This window comes from Ramlibacter sp., from assembly GCF_035655895.1.
GTDB lineage: Bacteria > Pseudomonadota > Gammaproteobacteria > Burkholderiales > Burkholderiaceae_C > Ramlibacter.
The window spans coordinates 38,342-63,297 of the sequence record NZ_DASRTN010000013.1 but is presented as its reverse complement, the minus strand read 5'-3'; the positions used below and the strand labels follow the sequence as shown (position 1 = coordinate 63,297).

The window sequence follows — 24,956 nt, the reverse complement described above, 5'->3', positions numbered from 1 at the left end:
CCGCCGGTAGGATGCCCCGCATCCACCGGACGCACCATGACCCTCTCCGAACGCAGCCGCGCCGCTGCCGCCACCAGCCGGCGCATCTGGGCGCTGACCACCCCCTACTTCGGCTCCGACGAGAAGTGGCGCGCGCGCGGGCTGCTCGCCGCCATCGTCGCGCTCAACCTGGGCGCGGTCTACCTGCTGGTCCTGATCAACGACTGGAACCGGCTGTTCTACGACGCACTGCAGGCGCGCGACCAGCCGGTGTTCTGGCAGCAGCTGGGCCGCTTCACCTCTCTCGCGTTCGCCTACATCGTCGTCGCGGTGTACCGGTTCTACCTGACCCAGCTGCTCGAGCTGCGGTGGCGCGCCTGGATGACCCGGCACTACCTGGACCGCTGGCTGCGCGAGCATGCGTTCTACCGGCTCGAGCTGGCACGTTTCGGCGCGGACGGCGCGCCGCCGGACAACCCCGACCAGCGGATCCAGGAGGACCTGAATCTCTTCACCACGTACAGCGTGTCGCTCAGCATGGGGCTGCTGAACGCCGTGGTGACCCTGGTGAGCTTCGTGGGCATCCTCTGGACGCTCAGCGGCAGCTTCGGCTTCACGCTGGGCGGCACGCACCACGAGGTGCCGGGGTTCATGGTCTGGGCCGCGATCGCCTACTGCGTCGCGGGCAGCCTCATCACCCACTACATCGGCCGGCCGCAGATCGGCCTGAACTTCCGCCAGCAGCGGCTGGAGGCCGACTTCCGGCACCACATGGTCCGCGTGCGGGAGTACAGCGAGGCGATCGCGCTCGACCGTGGCGAGCTGGTGGAGCGCGAGCAGCTCGGGCTGCGCTTCTCGCAGGTGCTGGTGAACTACCTGGCGCTGATCCGCAAGCAGAAGAACCTCACCTGGTTCACCACCTTCTTCGGCCAGGCGGCCGTGGTGTTCCCGTTCCTGGTCGCGGCGCCCCGCTTCTTCAGCGGCGCCATCCAGCTTGGCGAACTGATGCAGATCTCCTCGGCGTTCGGGCAGGTGCAGGAATCGCTGGCCTGGTTCGTCGACAACTACAGCTCGCTGGCGGCGTGGCGGGCCACGGCCGACCGCCTCACGAGCTTCGAGGAGAGCGTGGCAGCGCAGGAGCGCCAGGACACCGGCCTGTCCGTGACGGCCGGCGATGCGCTCTCGACGGCTGGCCTGGATCTGGCCCTGCCCACCGGGGCCCGGTTGCTGGCCGGCCTCCACCTGCGCGTCGCGGCCGGTGACCACGTGCTGCTGAAAGGTCCGTCGGGCAGCGGCAAGTCCACGCTGTTCCGCGCCATCGCGGGCATCTGGCCGTTCGCCCGCGGCCACGCCACCCGGCCGGCGGACACCATGGCGATCCCGCAGCACCCTTACTTTCCCGACGGGAGCCTGCGCAACGCACTGGCCTACCCCGAGCCGGCCCAGCGCTACCCGGACGAAGCCCTGCGGCAGGCCCTGGCCGATGCGCTGCTGCCGCAGCTGGCCGATCGCCTGGACGAGGAGGCGGCCTGGGGCCAACGGCTCTCCGGAGGCGAACGCCAGCGGCTCGCGCTGGCGCGCGTGTTCCTGAAGAACCCGCGCTGGGTACTCGCCGACGAAGCCACCGCGGCCCTGGACCCGCCGGCCGAGCAGGTGCTGTACGGCCGGCTGCTGGAGCGCATCGACCGCCGGGGCGGCGGGTTGGTCTCGATCGCGCACCGACCGGCGCTGGAGCCCTTCCACAACCGGCGCTGGGAGCTGGCGCGCCGGGACGACGGCGACCCCGCGTTCGCCTTGCGGCAGGGTTGATCAGGCCGGCGGACGGCCCCGCGCCTCACGCCGGGCGATCCACAGGGTCGAGGCGCAGATCACCGCGCCGCCGGCCAGCGTCCACTGGCTCGGGAGATCGCCGAACACCAGCCAGCCCAGGGCAGCGGCCCAGACCAGGTCGAGGAACTTGACCGACTGCGTGGCCGAGATGTCGGCGATGCTGAACGAGCGCGTGAGGCAGTAGTGCCCGGTGCTGCCGAGCACGCCGCACAGCAGGAACAGCACCCACTGCCAGGCGCTGGGCCATTGCCAGTGCACAAGCGCCAGCGGCAGGCTGAAGGCGGTGACCGTGATGGCCTGCCACACGACGATGACCCCGGGCCGTTCGTAGCGGGTCAGCCCCTTGGTGATCAGGAACGACGCGGCGAACACCGGCGAGGACGCCAGCATCACCAGCGGATAGTAGCCGCCGGTGCTTCCGAGCTGCGGGCCGACCACGATCAGCACGCCGCCGAAACCCAGGCCGGCCGCCAGCCAGCGCTCCCACCGCATCGGTTCCTTGAAGACCAGCACGGCGCCGATCATGATGAAGATCGGACCCGTGAAGCCGATCGCGGTGGTATCGGCCAGGGTGATGTGCGGCACCGCGATGAACCAGAGGCACAACCCCGCCGTGTGGACCGCGCCGCGCGTGAACTGCCCGCCGATGTGGCGGGGCCGGTACGCGCCCCAGCCGCTGCGGGCCACCAGCGGCAGCATGACGCCGAGCCCGGCCAGATAGCGAAGGAACTGGGTCTGGAAGGGGTCGAGTTGCAGCGACAGCCTGCGCATCACCGCGTTCAGCAGCACGAACAGCAGGCCCGCCGCCATCGACCAGAGCAGGCCGCGCGCCGAGGCCGGAAGGCGGCCCGCCTTGCGCTGGGCCAGGGTCGCGCGCCGCACCCAGGAATGGCGCTGCCACGCGCCGGTCTTCGACTCAACCGGCATCCGTTGTCTCCATGGCGGCAACTATAGAGGCTGCGAGCGTCTATCCTTGCGCGGTCTTCAGGGCGGGGTGCAATTCCCCACCGGCGGTAGGTGGCGCCAGCCACGAGCCCGCGAGCGCCTGGCGCGATGCGAGTCGCGCCAGGGTCAGCAGACTCAGTCCAAGCTGAGGCCGACGGTCATAGTCCGGATGAAAGAAGATTCGCCGCGTCCTGCGCGGCGATGTGCTGTCGTGCGACCCCCGGGTCGCGCGCCAGCGTTCTTGCGTGCCTTGGAGCGTTTTTGTTCAACCGACAGGAGCGTTTCATGATGATCGAATCCCCCTCCCCAGCGGCGGCCCAGCCCGCCATCGACCTGGCGCCGCTGCCCGCGGTGCTGGATGCCATTCGCGCCGGCCGGCCCGTCCTCGTGATGGACGACGCCGGGCGCGAGAACGAAGCCGACCTGATCTGCGCGGCCGAACTGGTCACCCCGGCCCTGATGGCGATGATGATCCGCGAGTGCAGCGGGATCGTCTGCCTGTGCCTCTTGCCGGACAAGGCCGATGCACTCCGGTTGCGGCCCATGGTCGAGGTCAACCGGTCGCGCCATGCGACGGCCTTCACGCAGTCGATCGAGGCATCGCACGGCGTGAGCACCGGCGTCTCGGCGGCCGATCGCGTGCAGACGGTGCAATGTGCGCTGCGCTCGACCCTGGAGCACAGCGAGATCGTGAGTCCGGGCCACGTGTTCCCCCTGATCGCCCGTCCGGGTGGCGTGCTGGAACGCCGCGGCCACACCGAGGCGGCCGTCGACCTGGCCCGGCTCGCGGGTCTCGCGCCGGCCGGCGTGCTCTGCGAATTGATGAATCCGGACGGCAGCATGGCGCGCGGTGCACAGGTTGCGGCGTTCGCGCGCGAGCGCGGGCTGCTCTGCACCACGGTCGAGGCCATCGTGGACTTCCGGCGGCAGGCCGGCACGCACCGGGCCTGGTGATCAGGATCGGCCGGCGCTGCGTGCCCTGACCGGGCCGCGGTGCCTGGCCTTCGCCCGCGGCGGTCGTCCGTGGCAGTCGCCCGCGACGCAGGCTGTGCAGGCAACGCGCGGGGCGCGCCAGCGATGGCACAGCTGCGGGCCAGGCGCACGGCCGCGCGCTCCCATGCACGCGGGAGTGCTCTCCGATGAGGCTCGCGAGCGCGCCGGGCGGGCCCGCCGACGTCCAGTTCCCCGGGGGACAGGGAAACTTCTCCTGGCACGTGCCAGGACAGATCTCCCGTCGCTTTGTCAGGTGAGGGTGCGTATGCTTGTCTGCCGCCTCGGAGCCGCCGGACCGCCCTCGCTGCCCACCTGCCCCGTGACTGCGTCGTCTCCGCCCGCCGCGCGAGAAGCCGGTCGAGCGCGACGGCGCGCGAAGCAGCTCGACTTCTGGAGAACCCATCGTGCCTGCGAAACCGAACGATGATGCCCCCGCACCGCCGATGCTGCCGGCGATCGCAGGCCGGCGCGCCTCGCTGGAAACGGTGTCGATCGCCGGCACGCTGGTGGCGGTCGTGCCCAGTCTGGCCACCGACGGCCCATCCGCCGAGCGGATGCGAGCGGTGGCCGACAAGCTGGAAGCCAAGGACGCATTGGACGAAAACGAGCTCGACGCGATCCTCGGCGACCAGGAAGTGATGTACATCGTCGTGGGCAAGTGGCCCCCGCCCAGGACCACGCGCGCGAAGCCGCCACCGCCACTGTCCGAGCCTGCTCAAGAGCTCGTCGATGCGCTGCGGCAGCGCGACGTCGTGACCCTGGTGGTCGGCCCCTGGCCTCCACAAGGCAAATGATCGACACCACGGTCAGTGCAGGGCCGCCGCAGACGCCTGCTTCCCCGGTGAAGCCTGCGCCGCGCGACGCAAGCGGTGAGGATGCAGGGGCGATGCGCCCGGGAGTGTCGACCAATCCCTCGCGCGCTCCCGGGCCGGCCGCGAGCCTCCCGGCAGGCGCCAACGGGCCCGCTGGCGGCAACGACAAGGGATACTTCAAGCTCTGGCCCGCCGACGCCACCGCCCTGGCTCTCGCTTTCGATCCGGATGAGAAGCCCGATCTCGCCGACGAGCATGCCGTGGAGATCTACATGGGCGTGAACCCCAATGGGCCACAGACCGTGCCCAGCGACCAGGCGGCACTCCAGGCGGACATGGACAAGGTGCTTCGCACGCTGCATGCCCTCTACAAACCGTCCGATGCGCAATCCAGCGTCGCAGACAAGAAGGCGTTCCGCAACTACTACGTCCGGCTGTACTCGCTCGGGCAACTCGGATTGGAGGGGAAGGACGTCGCCACCCCGGTCGCGAACGACGCCTTGAAGCGTTTGACCGCGGACCTGATCGACGACCACGCCGGCCGCATCAAGAACGGACACCTGCGCGAGCTCGGAAAGAAGGCATGCCAGCTGGCCGGCTGTTTCCTGCTCGCTTTCGCGCTCCTTCGACTCGCCCCCGACAAGTGGACCGGCTATCTGCGCTGGCTCGACCTGGACCCGATGGTCCTGTCCAACTTCATGCTGTTGTGGGCCGGGTGCTTCCTCGGCGTCTGGTTGTCGTACGGCGTGCGAAAGAGCTCGTTCACGCTCCAGGACCTGACCGTCAGCGACAGTGACCGGCTGACTCCGCTGGTGCGGCTGATCTTCGCGGGATTCCTCACGATGCTGATCGGTCTCCTGTTCGTCCTCGGGCTCGTGGAAGTCAAGATCGGCGCGTATCCGATCACCGACATTGGCAGCCGTGCAATGCTGGCGATCACGATCGGCATCTTCTGCGGGTTGAGCGAGCTCGTGCTGCCGACGACGCTCGCCAAGCGGGCGAGCGACTTCATCGGGAAAGTCGCGTAGCTCGCGCGCGGCCGCGGCGCCGAGCGCCCAGGGCTCGAACGCCGCATGGACCAGCCCGTCCTGCGTCTTTCTTGAACATCTCCTCCGCGCACGGGCCGTCGCCGAGCGTGCACGGGGCTGGAGGCTGCGGGCCCGGAAGGGGATGGCACTGGCTGCGCCGGCAGGCCATCGAGCGCTCTTCGCGGGCTCGGAATCGGCACAGATCCGGACGGTCGACGTACGATCGACCGATGAATCTCGACAGGCGGGGACTCGTCGCCGGCGCGGGCTGGATTGCCCTGGCTGGCCTGGCCGGCTGCGCCGGGCCAGCGAACGTGGGGCGTCAGGGCGCCGGCGTTCCCCGGCCCTCTCCGATGTCGGACTTGCAGGCCAGTGAGGCCGCTTTCCTCGCGCTGGGCCTGGTGGGGACGCCATATCGCTATGGCGGGAACACGCCGGAGGCCGGATTCGACTGCAGCGGCTTGATCGGCTACGTGTACTGGCGGTCTGCAGGAATCTCGCCGCCGCGGACCGTCGCGCAGATCGGCCGCTGGGGAGCGTCGGTGGACGCCAGTCAGTTGCGTGCGGGCGATCTGGTGATCTTCGGCAGCGACGGTTCACCGTCTCACGCGGCCATCCACGCAGGCGAGTCACGCTTCGTGCACGCGCCCAGCACCGGAGGAACCGTCCGCCTGAACGACATCCGGGAGCGGTACTGGAAGAGCCGGCTGCTCGACTACCGGCGGCCCTGACGTTCGGCGCGCGCGACGCTGGCGCCGGCTCTGGAGGCCGCCGCGGCGGGACCGGCCCATCGGTGAAATGGGCCGGCGCCACCGTCAGGCATCTTGACGCCAGGGTCGCGCGCTGCCCGGTGGTCCACGCCACGGCAGCCTGTCCGACACGCCGGGGGGCTTGAAACCGACACGGCTTCCCTTATGATTAGCACTCGCCGAAGTTGAGTGCTAACAGTCGAGCTGCAGCCTCCTCTTCCGTCAGTTCAGAGGCGCTAACTTCCGTTGGCGCCTTTTGTTGTCAACCCGACCAGACAAGGAGAACCAATGAAACTTCGTCCCCTGCACGATCGCGTGATCGTCAAGCGCCTGGAGAACGAGACCAAGACCGCCTCGGGCATCGTGATCCCCGACAACGCCGCCGAGAAGCCCGACCAGGGCGAAGTGCTGGCCGTCGGCCCCGGCCGCAAGAGCGACAAGGGCGAACTCATTGCGCTGAACATCAAGGTGGGCGACCGCGTGCTGTTCGGCAAGTACAGCGGCCAGACCGTCAAGGTCGATGGCGACGAACTGCTGGTGATGAAGGAAGACGACCTGTTCGCAGTCGTCGAGAAGTGATCCTTTCGCCCCTCAACTGAACATTCGGAGTCAAAGCAAATGGCAGCAAAAGACGTGATTTTCGGCGGCGACGCCCGCGCCCGCATGGTCGAAGGCGTGAACATCCTGGCCAACGCGGTCAAGGTGACCTTGGGTCCGAAGGGCCGCAACGTGGTGCTCGAGCGCTCCTTCGGCGCCCCCACCGTGACCAAGGACGGCGTGTCCGTGGCCAAGGAGATCGAGCTCAAGGACAAGCTGCAGAACATGGGCGCGCAGATGGTCAAGGAAGTCGCTTCCAAGACCAGCGACAACGCCGGTGACGGCACCACCACCGCCACGGTGCTGGCCCAGGCCATCGTCCGCGAAGGCATGAAGTACGTGGCCGCCGGCATGAACCCGATGGACCTCAAGCGCGGCATCGACAAGGCCGTCCTGGCCCTGACCGAGCAGCTGAAGAAGGCCTCCAAGCCCACCACGACCTCCAAGGAAATCGCGCAAGTCGGCTCGATCTCGGCCAACAGCGACGAGTCGATCGGCAAGATCATCGCCGACGCGATGGACAAGGTCGGCAAGGAAGGCGTGATCACCGTCGAAGACGGCAAGTCGCTGAACAACGAGCTGGACGTCGTCGAGGGCATGCAGTTCGACCGCGGCTACCTGTCGCCCTACTTCATCAACAACCCGGAAAAGCAGTCGGCGCTCCTCGAGAACCCGTTCGTGCTGCTGTTCGACAAGAAGATCAGCAACATCCGTGACCTGCTGCCCACGCTGGAGCAGGTCGCCAAGGCCGGCCGTCCGCTGCTGATCATCGCGGAAGAAGTCGAAGGCGAAGCCCTGGCGACGCTGGTGGTCAACACCATCCGCGGCATCCTGAAGGTCGTGGCCGTCAAGGCCCCGGGCTTCGGCGACCGTCGCAAGGCCATGCTGGAAGACATCGCCATCCTGACCGGTGGCAAGGTGATCGCCGAGGAAGTGGGCCTGACGCTCGAGAAGGTGACCCTGGCCGACCTGGGCCAGGCCAAGCGCATCGAAGTGGGCAAGGAAAACACCACCATCATCGACGGCGCCGGCGCAGCGGGCGACATCGAGGCGCGCGTCAAGCAGATCCGCGTGCAGATCGAGGAAGCCACCAGCGACTACGACCGCGAGAAGCTGCAGGAGCGCGTGGCCAAGCTGGCCGGCGGCGTGGCGGTGATCAAGGTCGGCGCCGCGACCGAAGTGGAAATGAAGGAAAAGAAGGCCCGCGTGGAAGACGCGCTGCACGCCACCCGCGCTGCCGTGGAAGAGGGCATCGTGGCTGGTGGTGGCGTCGCGCTGCTGCGCGCCAAGCAGGCTGCCGGCGAGATCAAGGGCGACAACGCCGACCAGGACGCCGGCATCAAGCTGGTGCTCAAGGCCATCGAAGCGCCCCTGCGCGAGATCGTCTTCAACGCCGGTGGCGAAGCGTCCGTGGTGGTCAACGCCGTGCTGAGCGGCAAGGGCAACTACGGCTTCAACGCCGCCAACGACACCTACGGCGACATGATCGAGATGGGCATCCTGGATCCCACCAAGGTCACCCGCACCGCGCTGCAGAACGCCGCGTCGGTCGCGTCGCTGATGCTGACGACCGAAGCGATGGTCGCCGAGGCGCCCAAGGAAGATGCGCCCGCGATGCCTGGTGGCGGCATGGGTGGCATGGGCGGCATGGGCGGCATGGACATGTGATGCCGCGGAAGGGACGCAGATCCCTTCCGTCCTGCCAAACAAAAAGGCCGGGGTTCTCCCCGGCCTTTTTTCGTTGGCGGCAGGCTTACTGCTGCCCGGGCGCCAGTTCGCCGGCAGGGCCGGTCGGTGCGCTGCCCCAGGCGTTGTCGCCCTGCTGGCTGGGCTGCGCGAAGAAGTACAGCAGGATCAGGCCGACCAGCGGGATCAGGCCGATCAGCATGAACCAGCCGCTCTTGCCGGTGTCATGCAGGCGCCGCACGCCGACCGCGATCGCCGGCAGGAGCAGGGCCAGCACGGCGACCAGGTAGACCAGGCCGTGGACCATGCTCGCCACGATGTACACCGCCAGCTGCAGCAGGAAGAACCACCAGAACTCCGGCCGGGCCGCACGGCCCGTGAAGTCGGTGTATTTGCGAAAGCAGGTCTTGGCCGCTTGTTGAAACTCGTCCATTGATTCTCCTCACGGGCCGTCGTTGACCCGGGCGGAATCATAGGTCCATTGAAGAGTTGGTCCAAGCGCCGCGCGCGCCGGCGCGAGACGGCGGGCGCGACGGCGCCGGTCGACGGGTTCGCGCAGTCGGCGATGCCGGCCGGCCCGCCCCACGGGCCGCGAGCCCGAGTGGCCCGCGCGCCGCCCGGCTCAGCCGGCCAGCCGGCGCACCAGGGCGGCGGTCGACGCGTCCAGGCCCGAGGTGTCGCCGCTGGCCAGCCGGGGCGCGATGTCCCTGGCCAGCACCTTGCCCAGTTCCACGCCCCACTGGTCGAAGCTGTTGATGCCCCACAACGCGCCGGCGCAGAACACGCGGTGCTCGTACAGCGCGATCAACGCGCCGAGGCTGGCGGCGTCGAGCCGCTCCAGCACCAGCATCGTGCTCGGCCGGTTGCCCGGGAAGTGCTTGTGCCCGCCCGGATCCTCCTTGCCCAGCATCAGGGCCTGCGCCTGCGCCAGCACGTTCGCCAGCAGTTGCGGATGGTGATCGGCCAGTGCGTGCGCCGGTTGACGCACCGCGATGAACTCGACCGGCACGACGTCGGTGCCCTGGTGCAGCATCTGGAAATAGGCATGCTGGCCGTTGGTGCCGGGCTCGCCCCAGACCACCGGGGAGGTCGAGAACGGCACCGTGCGGCCCTGCCGGTCGACGCGCTTGCCGTTGCTCTCCATCTCCAGCTGCTGCAGGTACGCCGGCAGCCGGCGCAAGCCACTGTGGTAGGGCGCCACGCTGCGGCTGCCGAACCGGTGGAAGTTGCGGTACCAGACGTCCAGCATCGCCAGCCGCACCGGCAGGTTGCGCTCGAGCGGCTCGAACGCGAAATGCCGGTCCATCGCGTGCGCACCCGCGAGCAGCGAGCGGAAGTTCTCGGCGCCGACCGCGATCGCGATGGGCAGGCCGATGGCCGACCACATCGAATAGCGGCCGCCCACCCAGTCCCAGAAGCCGAAGGTGCGCGAGATACCGAATTCCGCGGCCGCCTTGACGTTGGTGGTCAGCGCGGCGAAGTGCCGGGCCACGTCGGTGCCGCCCTGCTGCGTGAACCACTGGCGCGCCGAGCGGGCGTTGGTCATCGTCTCCAGCGTCGTGAACGTCTTGGAGGCGACCAGGAACAGGGTGTTCTCCGCCCGCAGCCCGCGCAGCACGCCGGCCAGCTCATGCCCGTCGATGTTGGAGACGAAGTGGAAGCGCTTGCCCGGCAGCGCCAGGGTCTCCAGGGCCAGCACGGCCATCTGCGGGCCGAGGTCGGAGCCGCCGATTCCGATGTTGACCACGTCGGTGATCCGCGCGTCGGAGCGTACCTGCTCGGCGAACGCGAGCATCGCGTCGAGCGTCTCGTGCACCTCGGCCAGCGGACCGCCCAGGCGTCGCTCGACCTCGCCGCCGCCAGGATGGCGCAGCAGGAAATGCATGACTGCACGGCCTTCGGTGCTGTTGATGGCCTCGCCCCGGAACATGGCGTCGCGCTGCGCCTCCAGGCCGCATTCGCGCGCCAGCTGCAGCAGCAGGCTCTCGGTTCCCGGGTCGATCAGGTTCTTGGACAGGTCGGCGAAGACATGCGGCGCCTCCTGGCTCAGCGCAGCCACGCGGCCCGGGTCCTGGCGCAGGGCCTCGCGCACGTCGAACGACGCGCCTTCGGCGCCGAAGCGGTGTTGCAGTTCCTTCCAGGCGACCGTTTCGTCGCAACGCATGGACTGGCCCGGCATCGATCAGGCCTCCTTCATCAGTTGCTCGAGCTTGACGGCGTCGGCGGCGAACGCGCGGATGCCTTCGGCCAGCTTCTCGGTGGCCATCGCATCCTCGTTCAGCGCGTAGCGGAAGCCGGCCTCGTCGTAGTTCACGGGCTCGAGCGCCAGGGTGCGTGCCTCCTGCGGGTCGAGTGCGCGGCGCACCGGCGCATCGGCGGCGGCCAGCTGGGCCAGCAGCTCGGGGCTGATGGTCAGGAGATCGCAGCCCGCCAGGGCCAGGATCTGTCCGACGTTGCGGAAGCTCGCGCCCATCACCTCGGTGCGGATGCCGAAGTGCTTGTAGTGCAGGTAGATCTGGCGCACCGACTTCACGCCCGGATCGTTGGCGCCGGCGCTGCCCGCCTCGTCCCACGACGCACCAGCCGACTTCTTGTACCAGTCGTAGATCCGCCCGACGAAGGGCGAGATCAGCTGCACCTTGGCCTGGCCGCACGCCACCGCCTGGCAGAACGAGAACAGCAGGGTCAGGTTGGTGTGGATGCCGCGCCGCTCGAGCTGCGCCGCCGCCTGGATGCCTTCCCAGGTCGAGGCGATCTTGATCAGCACGCGCTCGATCGGCACGCCCTCGGCCTGGTACATCTCCACGATGCGCTCGGCGCGGGTGACCGTCGCGGCGGTGTCGAAGCTCAGCCGGGCATCCACCTCGGTCGAGACGCGGCCCGGGATGATCGACAGGATCTCGCGGCCGAAGCGCACCAGCAGCCGGTCCATGGTCTCGTCCAGCGGCTTGCCGCGGAAGCGCCCCATCGTGTCCGCCAGCAGCGGTGCGTAGTCGGCTTTCTGCACCGCCTTCAGGATGAGCGACGGGTTGGTGGTCGCGTCCTGCGGCTGGAACTGGGCGAGCTGGCGGAAGTCGCCCGTGTCGGCGACCACCGTCGTGAACTGCTTGAGCGCATCGAGTTGGTTCATGGGCTCGATTATGGTTGTTGCCACTGCCCATCCGGAGCCGTGGCGACCTCCAGCTCAGCGTAATCGGGTTACATCGAAGGAGGCGCCACCCACCGGCAGCTCATCCGTCAGCAGTGGCGCGCCGACGGCCCAGGCTGAAACGCAGTTACAGTAGCCGCACCTCTCCACCCCGACTGCGCTGTCCCATGAGCTTCGATCTCGTCCTGTTCGGCGGCACCGGCGACCTTGCCTGGCGCAAGCTGATGCCAGCCCTCTTCCAGGCGTTTCGCCACGGCACCCTGCCGGCAGACGGCCGGATCATCGGCATCGCCCGGGACGACCTGGGCAATGAGCAGTATCGCGAGCTCATCCAGCAGCGCTTCGCGCACGTCGACCTGTCCAAGCGCCCGACCCCGGAGGAGTTCGACCGGTTCGCCCAGATGCTGCAGTTCCAGCGCATGGACCTGTCGCGGGCGGAGGACTACGGCCGGCTGAAGGACCGCCTGCAGCAGCGCAAGGCCGATGTGGTGGTCATGTACCTGGCCACCGCGCCCAACCTGTTCACCGTGACCTGCCAGCAGCTGGCCGCCGCCGGCCTGAACACGCCCAACACGCGCATCGTGCTCGAGAAGCCGCTCGGCCACGACTTGGCCAGCAACCGCGAGATCAACGAGGCGGTGCGCCGCTCCTTCGCCGAGCAGCAGGTGTTCCGCATTGACCACTACCTGGGCAAGCCGTCGGTGCAGAACCTGTTCGCGCTGCGGTTCGGTAACGCGCTGTTCGAGCCGCTCTGGCGCCGCGAGAACATCTCCAACATCCAGATCACGATCGCCGAAGACCTGGGCGTGGAAAAGCGCGGCGCGTTCTACGACAGCACCGGAGCGCTGCGCGACATGGTGCAGAACCACGCCCTGCAGCTGCTGTGCGCGCTGGCCATGGAGCCGCCGATCAGCGCCGACGCCGACGCGATCCGCGACGAGAAGCTGAAGGTGCTGCGCTCGCTGCGGCCGTGGACGCCGGAGGCGATCAACCAGTTCGCGATCCGCGGGCAGTACGGCGCCGGCACCGTCGCTGGCGAGCACGTGCCGGGCTACCGCGATGAAGCCGGAGTGTCGCCCGAGAGCACGACCGAGACCTTCGTCGCGCTGCGCGCCGTGATCGCCAACTGGCGCTGGGCCGGCGTGCCCTTCTACGTGCGCACGGGCAAGCGCCTGGCCGCCCGCGACGCGCACATCGTCGTGAACTTCCGCGCCGCGCCGCACGCGATCTTCCGCACGCCGCTGGGCGCGGCCAACCGGTTGGTGATCAACCTGCAGCCGCGCGACGGCCTGCAGTTGCACCTGCTCGCGCAGGGCCAGGACAACCGCCGGCACGCGCAGTCGCTCACACCGGTGCACCTGGACCTGGACTTCGACAGCCGCTTCGGCTCCGAGCGCGTGGGTGCCTACGAGCGGCTGCTGCTGGACGTGATCGACGGCCGCCTGAACCTCTTCGTGCGCAGCGACGAGCAGGAAGCGGCCTGGCGCTGGGTGGAGCCGCTGCTGGACGCCTGGCGCGGCACCGACGGCGACCTGCGCGGCTATGCCGCGGGCAGCTGGGGCCCGAGCGCCGCCAGCGCGATGATCGCCCGCGACGGCTTCTGCTGGAGCGAGGAGTGCTGAGCCGGGCGGGTTGCCGATCCCAGTCGACGCACGCTCCGGTGCTCCCGTGAGCGCCGGCGGCACGATGCTCGATCGCATCAAGGCGTCGCTGCCCTCGCTGGCGGCCGCCGAGCAGCGCGTCGCCCGCCTGGTGCTGAGCGACCCGCGCGCCTTCGCCAACCTGCCGGTCAGCGAGCTGGCCGAGCGCGCGCACGTGAGCAAGCCGACGGTGGTGCGGTTCTGCCGGAGCATGGGCTACGACGGGCTGTCCGACTTCAAGCTCAAGCTGGCCGGCACCGTGAGCGAAGGCGTGCCGTTCATCCATCGCAGCGTGGATGCCGACGACAAGACCAGCGACGTCCTCGTCAAGGTGATCGACAACACGGTGGCGGCATTCCTCAAGTACCGCAACGACGCCTCGACCTACGCCATCGAGCGGGCCTGCGAAGCCCTGACCGCGACCTGCCAGACCGGCCGGCGCATCGAGTTCTACGGGGCGGGCAACTCGGGCATCGTGGCGCAGGACGGGCAGCACAAGTTCTTCCGCCTCGGCGTCAACACCATCGCCCACATCGACGGCCACCTGCAGGTGATGAGCGCCTCGCTGCTGGGGCCCGGCGACTGCGTCGTGATCATCTCGAATTCCGGCCGCACGCGCGACCTGATGGATGCCTGCGACATCGCGCGCAAGAACGGCGCGACCACCATCATCATCACCGCCAGCGGCTCGCCGCTCGCCGCGGCCGGCCACATCCACCTGGCGGCGGACCATCCCGAGGGCTACGACCGCTACAGCCCCATGGTGTCGCGCCTGCTGCACCTGATGGTGATCGACGTGCTGGCGACCTGCGTCGCCCTGCGCATCGGCGGCACGCGGCTGCAACCGCTGTTGCGCGAGATGAAGAACAACCTGCGCTCCAAGCGGTACGCCTGATTCGCGACACGTTCGACGCGTTCGACGCGCGGCGGCCGCCAGTGGGCATGCCACCGCACCCCGGGCGGCGGCGAGCGGCCAGCACCGGGCCGGCGCTGCCAGAACGGGTGACACGGCGCTGCGCCTTGGTGGCGGAACCGGCCCGCCGGCTGCCGGTCAGATCCGGCCTTCCTCCACGGCATGGCAGGCCACGCGGATGCCCCCGATCGACAGCAGCTGCGGCCGCTCGGCCCGGCACCGCGCGTTGGCATGCGGACAGCGCGGGTTGAACGCGCAGCCGGTGGGCGGGTTCAGCGGGTTCGGCACCTCGCCCTGCACCGGCGTGCGCGCACGCCCGGTGTCGTGCATCTTGGGAATCGCGTCCAGCAGCATCCGCGTGTAGGGATGCCGCGGGCTGCCGAACAGCTGGTGCTTGCCCGCCAGTTCCACCAGGCGCCCCAGGTACATCACGCCGACCTGGTCGCTGACGTGCCGCACCACCGCGAGGTTGTGCGAGATGAACAGGTAGGTCAGGCCCTGCTTGCGCTGCAGGTCCTTCATGATGTTGAGCACCTGCGCCTGCACGCTCACGTCGAGCGCACTGGTCGGCTCGTCGCACACCAGGAATTCGGGCTCGGTGGCCAGCGCCCGCGCGATCGAGATGCGCTGGCGCTGCCCGCCCGAGAACTGGTGGGGATACTTGGGCATGTCCAGCGGCGACAGCCCGACGCTCTGCAGCAGTTGGCCCACCCGCTCGCGCAGCGGCGCGGCGCCGCTCACGACGCCGTGCTCGCGCAACGGCTCGCCGATGATGTTCTCCACCGTCCAGCGCGGATTCAGGCTGGCATACGGATCCTGGAAGATCATCTGGATGCGGCGGCGCATCGCGCGGGCGTTGCGTCCCTTGAACGCCGCGTGGGCATCCGCACCGTCGAAGGTCAGGCCGCCGCGCGTGGGCTCGTACAGGCCCACCAGCAGCCGCGCCACGGTGCTCTTGCCGCAGCCCGACTCGCCGACCAGCGCCAGCGTCTGGCCGCGCTCGATCTCGAAGCTCACGCCGTCAACCGCGTGCAGCAGCTGGCGCGGCTTGCGCTCCAGCACCCGGTTGAGCCACGGCGCGGACACGTCGAAGGTCTTGGCCAGGTCACGCGCCTGCACCAGCGGCCCCGGCGCCGCGGTCGTGCCGGCGCTGGCCGCGCCGGTGCCGTGCAGGACGGCGGAATCCAGTGCGCTGGCGCTCATGCGGGTGCTCCTGCGTGCGCGTCGTGCAGCCAGCACGCGGCCTGCGTGGCGCCGGCGGCGAGCAGGTCGGGCCGCTCGCGCGTGCAGCGGTCGAAGGCCCGCGGGCAGCGCGGGTTGTACGGACAGCCGGGCGGGATCGCGTTGAGGCGCGGCATCGCGCCGTCGATCTGGTTCAGGCGCTCGCGGTCGCTTTCCATGTCGGGGATCGAGGCCATCAGGCCCATCGTGTAGGGGTGCGCCGGCTGGTTGATCACCTCGTGCACCGGGCCGATCTCGGCGACGCGGCCGGCATACAGCACGGCCACGCGGTCGCAGGTCTCGGCGATCACGCCCATGTCGTGGGTGATCAGCATGACCGCGGCGCCGCGGTCGCGGCAGACGCGCTTGAGCAGCTGGATGATCTGCGCCTGGATCGACACGTCGAGCGCCGTGGTCGGCTCGTCGGCGACGATCAGCTTCGGCTCGGCGGCCAGGGCCAGGGCGATCACCACCCGCTGGCGCATGCCGCCCGAGAACTGGTGCGGGAAGTGGTCGATGCGCTCGGCCGCCGCAGGGATGCCGGTGTCCTCCAGCAGCCCGATGGCGCGCCGGCGCGCCTCGGCCGCGTCCACCGGCAGGTGGGCCTGGATGGTCTCGGTCAGCTGGCGGCCGATGGTGTAGAGCGGATTGAGCGACGTCAGCGGGTCCTGGAAGATCGCGCCGATCTTGCGCCCGCGCACGTGCCGCATCTGCTGGTGCGACAGGTTGTCGATGCGCTGGCCTTCCAGCAGGATCTGTCCCGAGGCCACCCGGCCGGGCGGCTCGAGCAGCCCGATGATGGAGGCGCCGGTCAGGCTCTTGCCAGCGCCCGACTCGCCCACCACGCCGAGGATCTCGCCGGGGGCGATCGCAAAGGAGATGTCGTCCAGGGCGCGCAGCGTGCCGCGGCGTCCCGGGAATTCGACGACCAGGTTCTTGACTTCGAGGAGGCTCATCGGTTCTGGGCTGTCAGCGCAGCCGGGGGTTGAGCGCGTCGCGCAGCCAGTCACCGAGCAGGTTCACCGACAGCGCGATCAGGATGAGCATCAGGCCGGGAAAGACGGTGATCCACCACTCCCCGGAAAAGAGATAGTCGTTGCCCACGCGGATCAGCGTGCCCAGCGACGGCTGCGTCGGCGGCACGCCCACCCCGAGGAACGAGAGCGTCGCCTCGGTGATGATCGCGGTGGCCACGTGGATGGTGGCCAGCACCAGCACCGGCCCCATCACGTTGGGCAGCACGTGGCGCACCATGATGCGCAGCGGCGCCACGCCGGTGACCCGGGCCGCCTGCACGTATTCCTTGTTGCGCTCGACCAGCGTCGAGCCGCGCACGGTGCGCGCGTACTGCACCCAGCCGGTGAGCGTGATCGCCAGGATGAGGACGCCGAAGGCGACCGAGTTCTGCGCGTTGGGAAAGAGGGCCCGGCCCACGCCGGCGATGAGCAAGGCGACCAGGATCGGCGGGAAGCTGAGCATCACGTCGCACAGCCGCATCAGGAAGGCGTCGACCCAGCCGCCGCGGAAGCCCGCCAGCAGGCCGAGCGAGACGCCGACGATGACCGACAGCACGACCGAGGCGATGCCGACCACCAGCGAGACGCGCGCGCCGTACATCAGGACCGAGAGGATGTCGCGGCCCTGGTCGTCGGTGCCGAGCAGGTACTTGGCGCTGCCCTCGGCGCGCCAGGCCGGCGGCAGGCGGGCGTCGGACAGCACGAGCGTGGTCAGGTCGAACGGGTTGTGCGGTGCGACGACATCGGCGAAGGCTGCGCAGAACACGCAGACGAACGCGATGACCGCGGCCGCGATGGCCACCGGCGAAGTGCGAAAGCTGTAGCCGATGTCGCTGTCGAACCAGCGAGCGAGGGTCTGTCTCATGGGGATCCGGAGGGGGAGCGCCACGGGCGGGTGCCCGTGGCGAAGGCGGGATCAGCAGGTCACTTCTTGACCGAGATCCACTTGAAGGGCATGTAGTTGTCGGCGCGCTGGGTGAGCTCGACCTTCTTGCTCGTGCCCCAGGCCAGCGCCTGCTGGTGCAGCGGCAGGTGGCCGATGTCGTCCAGGTGGATCTTCATGGCCTCCTTGATCATGGCGTCGCGCTTGGCCTTGTCGGTCTCGGACTGGATGGCCTTGGTCAGCTTGGTCTGCGCCGGGTTGCAGTACGCGCCCAGGTTGAACTGGCCGGCGCCGCTCTCGTCGGGGCAGGCCATCAGCGCGTTGAGCGAGTCATGCGCGTCGTAGGTGCTCGGGGTCCAGCCGAGCAGGTAGAAGCTGGTGTCGCGGCGCAGGATCTTGGGGAAGTAGGTGCCCTTGGTCTCGGCGGCCAGGTTGATCTTGACGCCGATGCGCGCAAGGTTGGCAGAAACGGTCTGGCAGATCCGCGCGTCGTTGACGTAACGGTCGTTCGGGCAGTTCATCGTGACCTCGAAACCGTTCGGGTAGCCGGCCTCGGCCAGCAGCTTCTTGGCCGCTTCGGGGTCGTACGGCAGGCGCTTGTTCATCGAGGCGTCGAAGCCGTTCACGCCTGGCCCGATCATCAGCGCCGTGGGCTTGGAGGCGCCGCGCATGACGGTCTTCTGGATGCCGTCGACGTCGATGGCCTGGTAGAAGGCCTGGCGCACGCGCTTGTCCTTGAACGGGTTCTTGCCCTTGACGCTGGAGTAGAGCAGCTCGTCGCGCTTCTGGTCCATGCCGAGGAAGATGGTGCGCAGTTCGGGGCCGGTCAGCACGCGGGCGTTGGCCGACGCGTTGATGCGGTCGATGTCCTGCACCGGCACCGGCTCCATCACGTCGATCTCGCCGGACAGCAGCGCGGCCACGCGGGTGGCGTCGTTGCCGATCGGCGTGTAGATCACTTCCTGGATGTTGCCGTCGATGGGGCCCCAGTAGTTGCCGTTGCGCACGAAGGTCGTGCGCACGTTCGGCTGGCGCTCGCGCAGGCGGAACGGGCCGGTGCCGTTGGCACGGAACGACGCGGCGTTCTCGATGCCCTTGCGGCGGTCCACCGGGCGGGTGGCCTGGTTGGTCTCGCACCACTTCTTGCTGAGGATGTAGGTGGTGGTCAGCTGGTTCGGCAGGATCGGGAACGGCGCCTTGGTCTCAATGTCGACCGTGTGGTCGTTGACCTTGCGCACTTCCTTGATGTCGTTGACGTTGCTCTTGAGGTCGGAACCCTCGCCAGCCGCGCGCTGGAAGGAGAACAGGACGTCGTCCGCGGTGAAGGGCGTGCCGTCGTGGAACTGCACGTTCTTGCGCAGCTCGAAGCGCCACACGGTCGGCGACACCTGCTTCCACGACGTGGCCAGGCTGGGCGCCAGGCTCAGGTCCTTCGCGCGGCCGACCAGCGGCTCGTAGACATTGCCGGTCACCGACAGCTGCAGCGACTCGTTGAGCGAGTGCGGGTCCATCGAGAGGGCGTCGCCCTGGTTGGCGATGCGCACCGACTGGGCGGAGGCCGCCGAGGCGAAGGCGCACAGCAGGGCCGCGCAGAGCAGATGGGTCTTGGTTTTCATGGGAAGGCTCCTAGGGGTGAGCGGCGGATTCGGGCCTGGCCGTGAGCGGCAGGCCCTGTTCGATCAGGCTGGCATGCAGGGCCGAGCCCAGCGGGAGAATCTCGTCGTTGAAGTCGTAGCGGCTGTTGTGCAGCATGCAGCTGCCCTCGCCGCCCTGGCCGATGCGCATGTACGCGCCAGGGCGCACCTGCAGCATGAAGGAGAAGTCCTCGGCGCCCATGCTGGGCTCGAGGTCGCGCACCACGTGGTCCTCGCCGACCAGCGATTCGGCCACGTCGGCCGCGAAGATCGCCTCGCGCGTCGAGTTGGTGGTGGCCGGGTACACGCGTTCGTACTTGACGGTGGCGGTGGCGCCGAAACCCAGCGCCACGGCGCTGCACAGCTCGGTGAGGCGGCGCTCGACCAGTTCCTGGACGTCGGAGGTGAAGGTGCGCACCGTCCCGACCAGCACCGCCTTGCCCGGGATCACGCTCATCGCGTGCACGTCGCCGGCCTGCATCGCGCACAGGCTGACCACCGCGCCGTCGACCGGCCGCACGTTGCGCGACACGATCGATTGCACGGCCGTGATGATGTGGGCCGCCACCAGCACGGGATCGACCGCCAGGTAGGCGTGGGCCCCGTGTCCGCCCTTGCCGGTGATCTCGATCGTGACCTTGTCGGCCGCCGCCATCATCGGCCCGGGACTGAGCCCGATGCTGCCGGGACGCAGCCCCGGCCAGTTGTGCATGCCGTACACCGCCTCGACCGGAAACCGCTCGAACAACCCGTCCTCGATCATGGCCTTGGCGCCGGCGAAGCCTTCTTCGCCGGGCTGGAAGATGACCACCGCCGTGCCGTCGAAGTTGCGGGTCTCGGCCAGGTAGCGCGCGGCGCCCACCAGCATCGCGGTGTGGCCGTCGTGGCCGCAGCCGTGCATCATCCCGGGGCGCGAGGACTTCCAGGCGAACTCGTTGCTCTCGGTCATGGTGAGCGCGTCCATGTCGGCCCGCAGCCCGATCATGCGTCCGCTGTCGGTCCGACGGCCGCGGATGACGCCCACCAGCCCGGTCTTGCCGATGCCGGTGTGGATCTCGTCGACACCGCACAGCCGCAGCGCCTCGTGGACGCGGCGCGCGGTGTAGACCTCCTCGAATCCGAGTTCCGGATGCGCGTGCAGGTCGCGCCGCAAGGCGGTGAGCTCCGGGTGGTAGCGCGCGATGTGCGCAAAGGCCCGGCCGTTGGCTTTCAGGCGGGGCGCGGTGGTGGAGGCCAGCATCAGTGCCCCTTGGCGCCGCCCACGCGCAGGCGCGGATCGACGGCCACGTACAGCATGTCCACCACCAGGTTGATCACCACGAAGATCAGCGCGATCAGGCACAGGTAGGCGGCCATCACCGGGATGTCGGCGAACGTCACCGCCTGGATGAACAGCAGCCCCATGCCGGGCCACTGGAAGACGGTCTCGGTGATGATGGCGAAGGCGATCAGGCCGCCCAGCTGCAGGCCGGTGATGGTCATCACCGGCACCAGCGTGTTCTTCAGGGCGTGGCCGAAATGGATGGCCCGGTCGGACAGGCCGCGGGCGCGGGCGAACTTGATGTAGTCGGTGCGCAGCACCTCCAGCATCTCGGCACGCACCAGCCGCATGATGAGCGTGAGCTGGAACACCGCCAGCGTGAGCGCCGGCAACACCAGGTGGAGCCACCCGTCGCGGCTGAGCAGGCCGGTCGACCACCAGCCCAGTTGCACGGTCTCGCCCCGGCCGAAGCTGGGCAGCCAGCCGAGCGTGACGGCGAACACCAGGATCAGCAGGATGCCGATGAGGAACGTCGGCAGCGACACGCCCAGCAGCGACAGCGTCATGAACACCTGGCTGAGGAAGCTGCCACGCCGCAGGGCCGCGTACACGCCCATCGGGATGCCGATCACGAGCGCCAGCACCGCGGCCACCAGGGCAAGCTCGAGCGTGGCCGGGAACCGCTCGGCGAGCAGGCGTGACACCTTGGCGCCCTGGCGCAGGCTGAGGCCGAACTCGCCTTGCACCGCATTGAGCAGGAAATGCCAGAACTGCACGAAGAAGGGCTTGTCCAGCCCCAGGTCGGCGCGCAGCTGGCGGATCTGGTCGGGGCTCGCGTCCTGGCCCAGCAGGAACACGACCGGATCGCCGACGAACTGGAACAGCAGGAAGGCGATGAAGGCCACCGTGACCATGACGATGACGGCCTGCAACAGGCGGCGAATGACGAATGCAAACATCGGGAGGGAGAAGGGCGTGGCGATGCTAGCAGAGCAAGCTGCGGGCCAGCCACGGTGAAAACGAGCGGGCCGGCGTGCGGAGCGCTGTCCAGCGCCGCCCGGCACGGGGATGGGGCAGAGCGGGCCAGCCGGCCAGTTCCATGTTCGGCTTGCCGCGCACCGCGCGAGGGGTCAGGGCAGCGGGTCGGCGCTGGCGGATTGCATCCGCAAGGGGCCGTACCAGGCCCTGGTGGTGGTGCGGGTGTTGTCGCTGTCGGTCATCAGCGCAATGCCGACCAGCGCGCCGGGCGGCTCGCCGAACACGCGTTCGTAGTCGGCCCGCACATCGCGCTCGTAGTCGAGCCAGCGGTCGAGCCGGGTGCTGCCCGACTCGACGACGAGCTTGCGGATGCGGTCGGTGCGCGGGTTGTGGATGACGCTGCCTGGCTCGCGCTTGTTGCACCAGACGTACATCAGGGTCGCGTACGGCATCTCCTCGCCCGTGAGCGTGCGCATCAGGTCAGAGAGCATGGTGTCGCGGGCCGAGAGACGGCGGCGGTCGCCTTCGAAGGCAAGGATGACGCGCACGGGCGAGTCGTCGGCATCACGCAACGCCATGTCGGCGGAGGCGATCAGCTGGGGCACCTTCCAGGAAAAGCGCAGGCTGCCCAGTTCGTCGGGCTCGATGCGCACGCGGTGCCGCACCACGCTGGCTGCGGCCACGGCGGTGGCCGCCAGCGCGTCCCGGCCGTCGACCCGCGCCGAGTGGAACTGGACGGGCGTCTTGCCCGGCAGCTTCTGGTGCTCCCACAGTTCGGGCGCGCTGGGCGTCTCGCTCGCGAACAGCGATGCTTGCGCCCAGGGGGAGTTCGACAGGGGCAGCACGGCGCCCGGCGTGGAGGCGCATCCGGCCAGCCAGATGGCGACCGCCCCCATGCATGCGGCAGCAGTCGCTCGCCGCCAGAAAGTCCATGCCACTTTGCAACTCCTCATAAAAAAAGCCGCCCGAAGGCGGCTTTCAAGTTTCTTTTTTCTCGAAGGCTGGTTGCCCAGCCCAGGAGATTAGAAGCTGTGGCGCAGGCCGATGTCGAAGCCGCGCGAGTCGGCGTTCAGACCGGTCGGGGCCAGGCCTTGGCTGTAGTTCACAGCGGTGCCCTTGTTGGCGATGCGCGACAGGGTGGTGTACACCGCGGTGCGCTTGGACAGGTTGTGGACGTAGCCGATGGCGATCTGGTTGCCACGGGCCTCGTCGTCGTCCGTCTTGCCACGGCCGTAGGAAGCCTTGATCAGGCCAGCGCCAACCGGCACGGTACCGCCGACCATCCAGGTCTTGTGCTCGAGGTCACCCAGGTTGGTGTCCAGCTTCTCGCGGTTGATGACAGCCGAAACCGTCAGGAAACCGAAGTTGTACGAAGCACCGACGTTGGTGTTCGTGTAGTCGGAGCTGGTGATACCGGCCGGGATGGCCAGGGCGGTCGCGGTGGCGGCCGGGATGGCGCCAGCAGCGAACGAAGCGACGTTCTTGGTCTTGGTCGTCGCGACAGCCACGTTCAGCGGGCCGGCGGCGTAGCCGAGGCGACCGCCCCAGACGTTGCCGTCGTTGCCACCGGTGGTGCCGGAAACGCGGGTGTTTTCACCCGTGCCGACCATGGCCTGGCCGTAGAAGCCGCCCAGGTTGCCCGGCAGGAAGTAGCCAACGGTGTTGGAAGCGCGCACGGTCGTCGGCACGGACAGGGCGGTGCCCAGGGCCAGGCTGATGTTCGAGGCGGAGCCGACACCCACGGTGCCGAACGGATCGAACACGGTGTGGTTCCAGAACGCCGGGACGTAGTCACGGCCCAGGCGCAGTTCACCGAATCCACCGGCCAGGCTGACCGTGCTGCGACGGTTGAACACCAGGCCTTGGGTGCCGCCACGGACGGCAGCGTTGGCGCCGCTGGTGGTCACGAAGCCGGGGATCGCGCGGTTGTTGCTGGAGGAAGCAGCGCCTTCGCCGGAGTCGGCGCGCAGCTCGGCTTCCAGCCAGAAGGAGGCGGACAGGCCACCACCCAGGTCTTCCGTGCCACGCAGGCCCAGACGGGAGGTGCTCTCGGTGCCGGAGGCGACGCGGGTCAGCTTCTGCTTGCCCGTGGTGCCGTCAGCGGTCAGGTGGCCGACGGACACGTCGACGATACCGAACAGGGTGACCGAGGATTGAGCGGAGGCGGCGCCGGCGGCGGCCAGCACAGCCAGAGCAATCAGGGACTTTTTCATGCAAGTTTCTCCAAGGTTAAACATAGGGCTCCGGTGCGGATGGGGTCACGTCATGCAGGCACTCTTGTGCTCCCGCCGGATCCCCGGGCCAACCTCCTTTTGGGAAGTTGGCGCTATTGCACCAGAGCGGCTTTTCTTAAGCAAAGTATTTAGCCTGTCTCGCGGTGTTTCGTTGCAAGCCGGCAACATGGGTTTTACGGCTGAGTAGGAGCCAAACAACGACCCTGGGCCGGGGTCCTTTTCGCCCCGCGGCAGGCAGGGTTCCGGCAGCAGGTCGCCGGGATCCCTAAACTTGCGGCATGGACCGCCTGCTTGGAGCCGCCGACAGCGCGCTCAGAACCCTTTTCGCCCGCCACCGCGCCCAGCGCTCGTGCCCCGTCGTGGCGGCCGACGAGACGGTGCTCACGCCACAGGAGCGTCGCGAGGCCGCCGCCCTGATGCGGGTCAACCACGTCGGGGAGATCTGTGCCCAGGCCCTCTACACGGCGCAGGCCGCCGCCACCCGCGACCCGGTCCTGCGCCGCCATTTCGAGCAGGCATCCCGGGAAGAGACCGACCACCTGGCCTGGACGCAGTCGAGGCTCGACGAACTCGGATCGCGGCCGTCGCTGCTGAACCCGCTCTGGTACGCCGGCGCGTTCGCACTCGGCCTGGCGGCGGGCCGGCTGGGCGACCGGGTGAGCCTGGGCTTCGTGGTCGAGACCGAGCGCCAGGTCGAGACGCACCTGGAAGGCCACCTGGAGCGGCTGCCCGCCGCGGACCACGCCTCCCGGGCGATCGTCGCCCAGATGAAGGACGACGAGGCGGCGCACGCCGCCCAGGCGCTGGCACGCGGCGCAGTGGAACTGCCGGCAGCGGCCAAGGGCTTGATGCGGGCGGCGGCCAAGGTCATGACGACCACCGCGCACTACATCTGAGCAGAACCGATCAGGCCTCGACGACCTCGAAGCTGGTCGTGATCTCGGCCGTCTTGGCCAGCATGATGGTGGCCGAGCAGTACTTGTCGTGGCTCATCTGCACGGCGCGCTCCACCGCCACCGCCGGGACCGCCTTGCCGGTCACCGTGAAGTGCATGTGGATCTTGGTGAACACCTTGGGATCGGCGGGGGCCCGTTCCGAGGTGAGCTTGACGGTGCAGCCGGTCACCGCATGGCGCCCGCGCTTGAGGATCAAGACCACGTCGTAAGCCGTGCAACCACCCGTGCCGGCGAGCACGGTCTCCATCGGCCGCGGCGCGAGGTTACGGCCGCCGTTTTCAGGTCGCGCCTCGTCGGGCGCGCCGTCCATTGCAAGGATGTGCCCACTTCCGGTCTCGGCGACGAAGCCCATGCCGGAGCGGGTGCCGGCGCCGCCGGTCCAGCTGACTGTGCATTCCATGGTGTTGTTCCTGCCACACACGGCTGAGTTGGCCGTGAACAAGTTGCGTGGAT

The 24,956-nt window shown here is 68.9% G+C and carries 23 protein-coding genes and 1 riboswitch; of the genes, 10 read left to right on the top strand and 13 right to left on the bottom strand.

The genetic code is table 11. The features are described from left to right. The first annotated feature begins 36 nt into the window (after positions 1-36). Positions 37-1,788 carry an ABC transporter ATP-binding protein/permease gene (locus VFE82_RS14780; RefSeq protein WP_325001079.1) on the top strand — a complete coding sequence of 584 codons (1,752 nt, stop codon included), beginning with the start codon at positions 37-39 and terminating at the stop codon, positions 1,786-1,788. Here VFE82_RS14780 and VFE82_RS14775 read toward each other — a convergent pair whose 3' ends face one another. Then, entirely contained in the window at positions 1,789-2,736 is a 948-nt protein-coding gene (locus tag VFE82_RS14775; RefSeq protein ID WP_325001078.1) for a DMT family transporter, read from the bottom strand. Between the two features lie 49 nt (positions 2,737-2,785). Next, positions 2,786-2,939, top strand: a riboswitch (FMN riboswitch). Positions 2,940-3,042: 103 nt separating this feature from the next. On the opposite strand from VFE82_RS14775, the gene ribB reads away from it, so the two are divergent. From ribB to groL, 6 genes are all read left to right on the top strand, one after another. After that, entirely contained in the window at positions 3,043-3,708 is a 666-nt protein-coding gene (gene ribB / locus VFE82_RS14770; RefSeq protein ID WP_325001495.1) for a 3,4-dihydroxy-2-butanone-4-phosphate synthase, read from the top strand. A gap of 443 nt (positions 3,709-4,151) precedes the next feature. Beyond that, positions 4,152-4,541, top strand: a complete 390-nt coding sequence (locus tag VFE82_RS14765) for a hypothetical protein (RefSeq protein WP_325001077.1) — start codon at positions 4,152-4,154, stop codon at positions 4,539-4,541. Continuing rightward, positions 4,538-5,587: a hypothetical protein gene (locus VFE82_RS14760; RefSeq protein WP_325001076.1), complete on the top strand. Its 1,050-nt coding sequence runs from the start codon at positions 4,538-4,540 to the stop codon at positions 5,585-5,587. The genes VFE82_RS14765 and VFE82_RS14760 overlap by 4 nt, the downstream gene beginning before the upstream one ends. A gap of 230 nt (positions 5,588-5,817) precedes the next feature. Beyond that, positions 5,818-6,318: a C40 family peptidase gene (locus VFE82_RS14755; protein WP_325001075.1), complete on the top strand. Its 501-nt coding sequence runs from the start codon at positions 5,818-5,820 to the stop codon at positions 6,316-6,318. 306 nt (positions 6,319-6,624) lie between these two features. Further along, complete coding sequence (gene groES / locus VFE82_RS14750) at positions 6,625-6,915, top strand: co-chaperone GroES (RefSeq protein WP_325001074.1); 291 nt, start codon at positions 6,625-6,627, stop codon at positions 6,913-6,915. Positions 6,916-6,954: 39 nt separating this feature from the next. Then, positions 6,955-8,601: a chaperonin GroEL gene (gene groL, locus VFE82_RS14745; protein ID WP_325001073.1), complete on the top strand. Its 1,647-nt coding sequence runs from the start codon at positions 6,955-6,957 to the stop codon at positions 8,599-8,601. Positions 8,602-8,686: 85 nt separating this feature from the next. Here the strand turns inward: groL and VFE82_RS14740 are convergent, their stop codons facing one another. From VFE82_RS14740 to tal, 3 genes are all read right to left on the bottom strand, one after another. Further along, positions 8,687-9,052, bottom strand: coding sequence for a DUF805 domain-containing protein (locus tag VFE82_RS14740; protein WP_325001072.1), 366 nt, complete (start codon positions 9,050-9,052; stop codon positions 8,687-8,689). 189 nt (positions 9,053-9,241) lie between these two features. Continuing rightward, the gene (gene pgi / locus VFE82_RS14735) at positions 9,242-10,798 is read right to left on the bottom strand and encodes a glucose-6-phosphate isomerase (RefSeq protein ID WP_325001071.1); all 1,557 of its coding nucleotides are present in this window, start codon (positions 10,796-10,798) and stop codon (positions 9,242-9,244) included. 3 nt (positions 10,799-10,801) lie between these two features. Continuing rightward, on the bottom strand, positions 10,802-11,749 hold the full coding sequence (gene tal / locus VFE82_RS14730) for a transaldolase (RefSeq protein ID WP_325001070.1): 948 nt from the start codon (positions 11,747-11,749) through the stop codon (positions 10,802-10,804). A 185-nt stretch (positions 11,750-11,934) separates the two neighbouring features. Here tal and zwf point away from each other — a divergent pair, with 185 nt between their 5' ends. Both zwf and VFE82_RS14720 read left to right on the top strand, forming a co-directional pair. Next, entirely contained in the window at positions 11,935-13,389 is a 1,455-nt protein-coding gene (zwf, locus tag VFE82_RS14725; protein ID WP_325001069.1) for a glucose-6-phosphate dehydrogenase, read from the top strand. A gap of 64 nt (positions 13,390-13,453) precedes the next feature. Beyond that, entirely contained in the window at positions 13,454-14,302 is an 849-nt protein-coding gene (locus tag VFE82_RS14720; protein WP_325001494.1) for a MurR/RpiR family transcriptional regulator, read from the top strand. 156 nt (positions 14,303-14,458) lie between these two features. Here the strand turns inward: VFE82_RS14720 and VFE82_RS14715 are convergent, their stop codons facing one another. From VFE82_RS14715 to VFE82_RS14680, 8 genes are all read right to left on the bottom strand, one after another. Next, positions 14,459-15,523 (bottom strand): dipeptide ABC transporter ATP-binding protein, encoded by a 1,065-nt coding sequence (locus tag VFE82_RS14715; RefSeq protein WP_325001068.1) that lies wholly within the window; start codon positions 15,521-15,523, stop codon positions 14,459-14,461. Beyond that, on the bottom strand, positions 15,520-16,497 hold the full coding sequence (locus VFE82_RS14710; RefSeq protein WP_325001067.1) for an ABC transporter ATP-binding protein: 978 nt from the start codon (positions 16,495-16,497) through the stop codon (positions 15,520-15,522). Before VFE82_RS14710 ends, VFE82_RS14715 begins: the two co-directional genes overlap by 4 nt. A 13-nt stretch (positions 16,498-16,510) precedes the next feature. After that, positions 16,511-17,422 (bottom strand): ABC transporter permease, encoded by a 912-nt coding sequence (locus VFE82_RS14705; RefSeq protein ID WP_325001066.1) that lies wholly within the window; start codon positions 17,420-17,422, stop codon positions 16,511-16,513. Positions 17,423-17,481: 59 nt separating this feature from the next. Beyond that, complete coding sequence (locus VFE82_RS14700; RefSeq protein ID WP_325001065.1) at positions 17,482-19,056, bottom strand: ABC transporter substrate-binding protein; 1,575 nt, start codon at positions 19,054-19,056, stop codon at positions 17,482-17,484. Between the two features lie 10 nt (positions 19,057-19,066). Next, complete coding sequence (locus VFE82_RS14695; RefSeq protein WP_325001064.1) at positions 19,067-20,314, bottom strand: M20 aminoacylase family protein; 1,248 nt, start codon at positions 20,312-20,314, stop codon at positions 19,067-19,069. Further along, a complete protein-coding gene (locus tag VFE82_RS14690; protein WP_325001063.1) occupies positions 20,314-21,294 on the bottom strand; it encodes an ABC transporter permease in 981 nt (326 codons plus the stop codon). Before VFE82_RS14690 ends, VFE82_RS14695 begins: the two co-directional genes overlap by 1 nt. Before the next feature lie 171 nt (positions 21,295-21,465). Further along, entirely contained in the window at positions 21,466-22,209 is a 744-nt protein-coding gene (locus tag VFE82_RS14685) for a DUF3047 domain-containing protein (RefSeq protein ID WP_325001062.1), read from the bottom strand. 126 nt (positions 22,210-22,335) lie between these two features. Then, complete coding sequence (locus tag VFE82_RS14680; protein WP_325001061.1) at positions 22,336-23,526, bottom strand: porin; 1,191 nt, start codon at positions 23,524-23,526, stop codon at positions 22,336-22,338. Between the two features lie 299 nt (positions 23,527-23,825). Between VFE82_RS14680 and coq7 the strand changes: the two genes are divergently transcribed. Next, positions 23,826-24,443 (top strand): 2-polyprenyl-3-methyl-6-methoxy-1,4-benzoquinone monooxygenase, encoded by a 618-nt coding sequence (coq7, locus tag VFE82_RS14675; RefSeq protein ID WP_325001060.1) that lies wholly within the window; start codon positions 23,826-23,828, stop codon positions 24,441-24,443. 10 nt (positions 24,444-24,453) lie between these two features. On the opposite strand, the gene VFE82_RS14670 is transcribed toward coq7, so the two are convergent. Beyond that, a complete protein-coding gene (locus VFE82_RS14670) occupies positions 24,454-24,903 on the bottom strand; it encodes an OsmC family protein (RefSeq protein ID WP_325001059.1) in 450 nt (149 codons plus the stop codon). Positions 24,904-24,956 lie beyond the last annotated feature (53 nt).

What these genes read in the sequence shown, in the direction of transcription:
- VFE82_RS14780 (WP_325001079.1), top strand. Translation starts at nt 37, where the DNA reads ATGACCCTCTCCGAACGCAGCCGCGCCGCTGCCGCCACCAGCCGGCGC.
- VFE82_RS14775 (WP_325001078.1), bottom strand. Translation starts at nt 2,736, where the DNA reads ATGCCGGTTGAGTCGAAGACCGGCGCGTGGCAGCGCCATTCCTGGGTG.
- ribB (WP_325001495.1), top strand. Translation starts at nt 3,043, where the DNA reads ATGATCGAATCCCCCTCCCCAGCGGCGGCCCAGCCCGCCATCGACCTG.
- VFE82_RS14760 (WP_325001076.1), top strand. Translation starts at nt 4,538, where the DNA reads ATGATCGACACCACGGTCAGTGCAGGGCCGCCGCAGACGCCTGCTTCC.
- VFE82_RS14755 (WP_325001075.1), top strand. Translation starts at nt 5,818, where the DNA reads ATGAATCTCGACAGGCGGGGACTCGTCGCCGGCGCGGGCTGGATTGCC.
- groES (WP_325001074.1), top strand. Translation starts at nt 6,625, where the DNA reads ATGAAACTTCGTCCCCTGCACGATCGCGTGATCGTCAAGCGCCTGGAG.
- groL (WP_325001073.1), top strand. Translation starts at nt 6,955, where the DNA reads ATGGCAGCAAAAGACGTGATTTTCGGCGGCGACGCCCGCGCCCGCATG.
- VFE82_RS14740 (WP_325001072.1), bottom strand. Translation starts at nt 9,052, where the DNA reads ATGGACGAGTTTCAACAAGCGGCCAAGACCTGCTTTCGCAAATACACC.
- pgi (WP_325001071.1), bottom strand. Translation starts at nt 10,798, where the DNA reads ATGCCGGGCCAGTCCATGCGTTGCGACGAAACGGTCGCCTGGAAGGAA.
- tal (WP_325001070.1), bottom strand. Translation starts at nt 11,749, where the DNA reads ATGAACCAACTCGATGCGCTCAAGCAGTTCACGACGGTGGTCGCCGAC.
- zwf (WP_325001069.1), top strand. Translation starts at nt 11,935, where the DNA reads ATGAGCTTCGATCTCGTCCTGTTCGGCGGCACCGGCGACCTTGCCTGG.
- VFE82_RS14720 (WP_325001494.1), top strand. Translation starts at nt 13,454, where the DNA reads ATGCTCGATCGCATCAAGGCGTCGCTGCCCTCGCTGGCGGCCGCCGAG.
- VFE82_RS14715 (WP_325001068.1), bottom strand. Translation starts at nt 15,523, where the DNA reads ATGAGCGCCAGCGCACTGGATTCCGCCGTCCTGCACGGCACCGGCGCG.
- VFE82_RS14710 (WP_325001067.1), bottom strand. Translation starts at nt 16,497, where the DNA reads ATGAGCCTCCTCGAAGTCAAGAACCTGGTCGTCGAATTCCCGGGACGC.
- VFE82_RS14705 (WP_325001066.1), bottom strand. Translation starts at nt 17,422, where the DNA reads ATGAGACAGACCCTCGCTCGCTGGTTCGACAGCGACATCGGCTACAGC.
- VFE82_RS14700 (WP_325001065.1), bottom strand. Translation starts at nt 19,056, where the DNA reads ATGAAAACCAAGACCCATCTGCTCTGCGCGGCCCTGCTGTGCGCCTTC.
- VFE82_RS14695 (WP_325001064.1), bottom strand. Translation starts at nt 20,314, where the DNA reads ATGCTGGCCTCCACCACCGCGCCCCGCCTGAAAGCCAACGGCCGGGCC.
- VFE82_RS14690 (WP_325001063.1), bottom strand. Translation starts at nt 21,294, where the DNA reads ATGTTTGCATTCGTCATTCGCCGCCTGTTGCAGGCCGTCATCGTCATG.
- VFE82_RS14685 (WP_325001062.1), bottom strand. Translation starts at nt 22,209, where the DNA reads ATGGGGGCGGTCGCCATCTGGCTGGCCGGATGCGCCTCCACGCCGGGC.
- VFE82_RS14680 (WP_325001061.1), bottom strand. Translation starts at nt 23,526, where the DNA reads ATGAAAAAGTCCCTGATTGCTCTGGCTGTGCTGGCCGCCGCCGGCGCC.
- coq7 (WP_325001060.1), top strand. Translation starts at nt 23,826, where the DNA reads ATGGACCGCCTGCTTGGAGCCGCCGACAGCGCGCTCAGAACCCTTTTC.
- VFE82_RS14670 (WP_325001059.1), bottom strand. Translation starts at nt 24,903, where the DNA reads ATGGAATGCACAGTCAGCTGGACCGGCGGCGCCGGCACCCGCTCCGGC.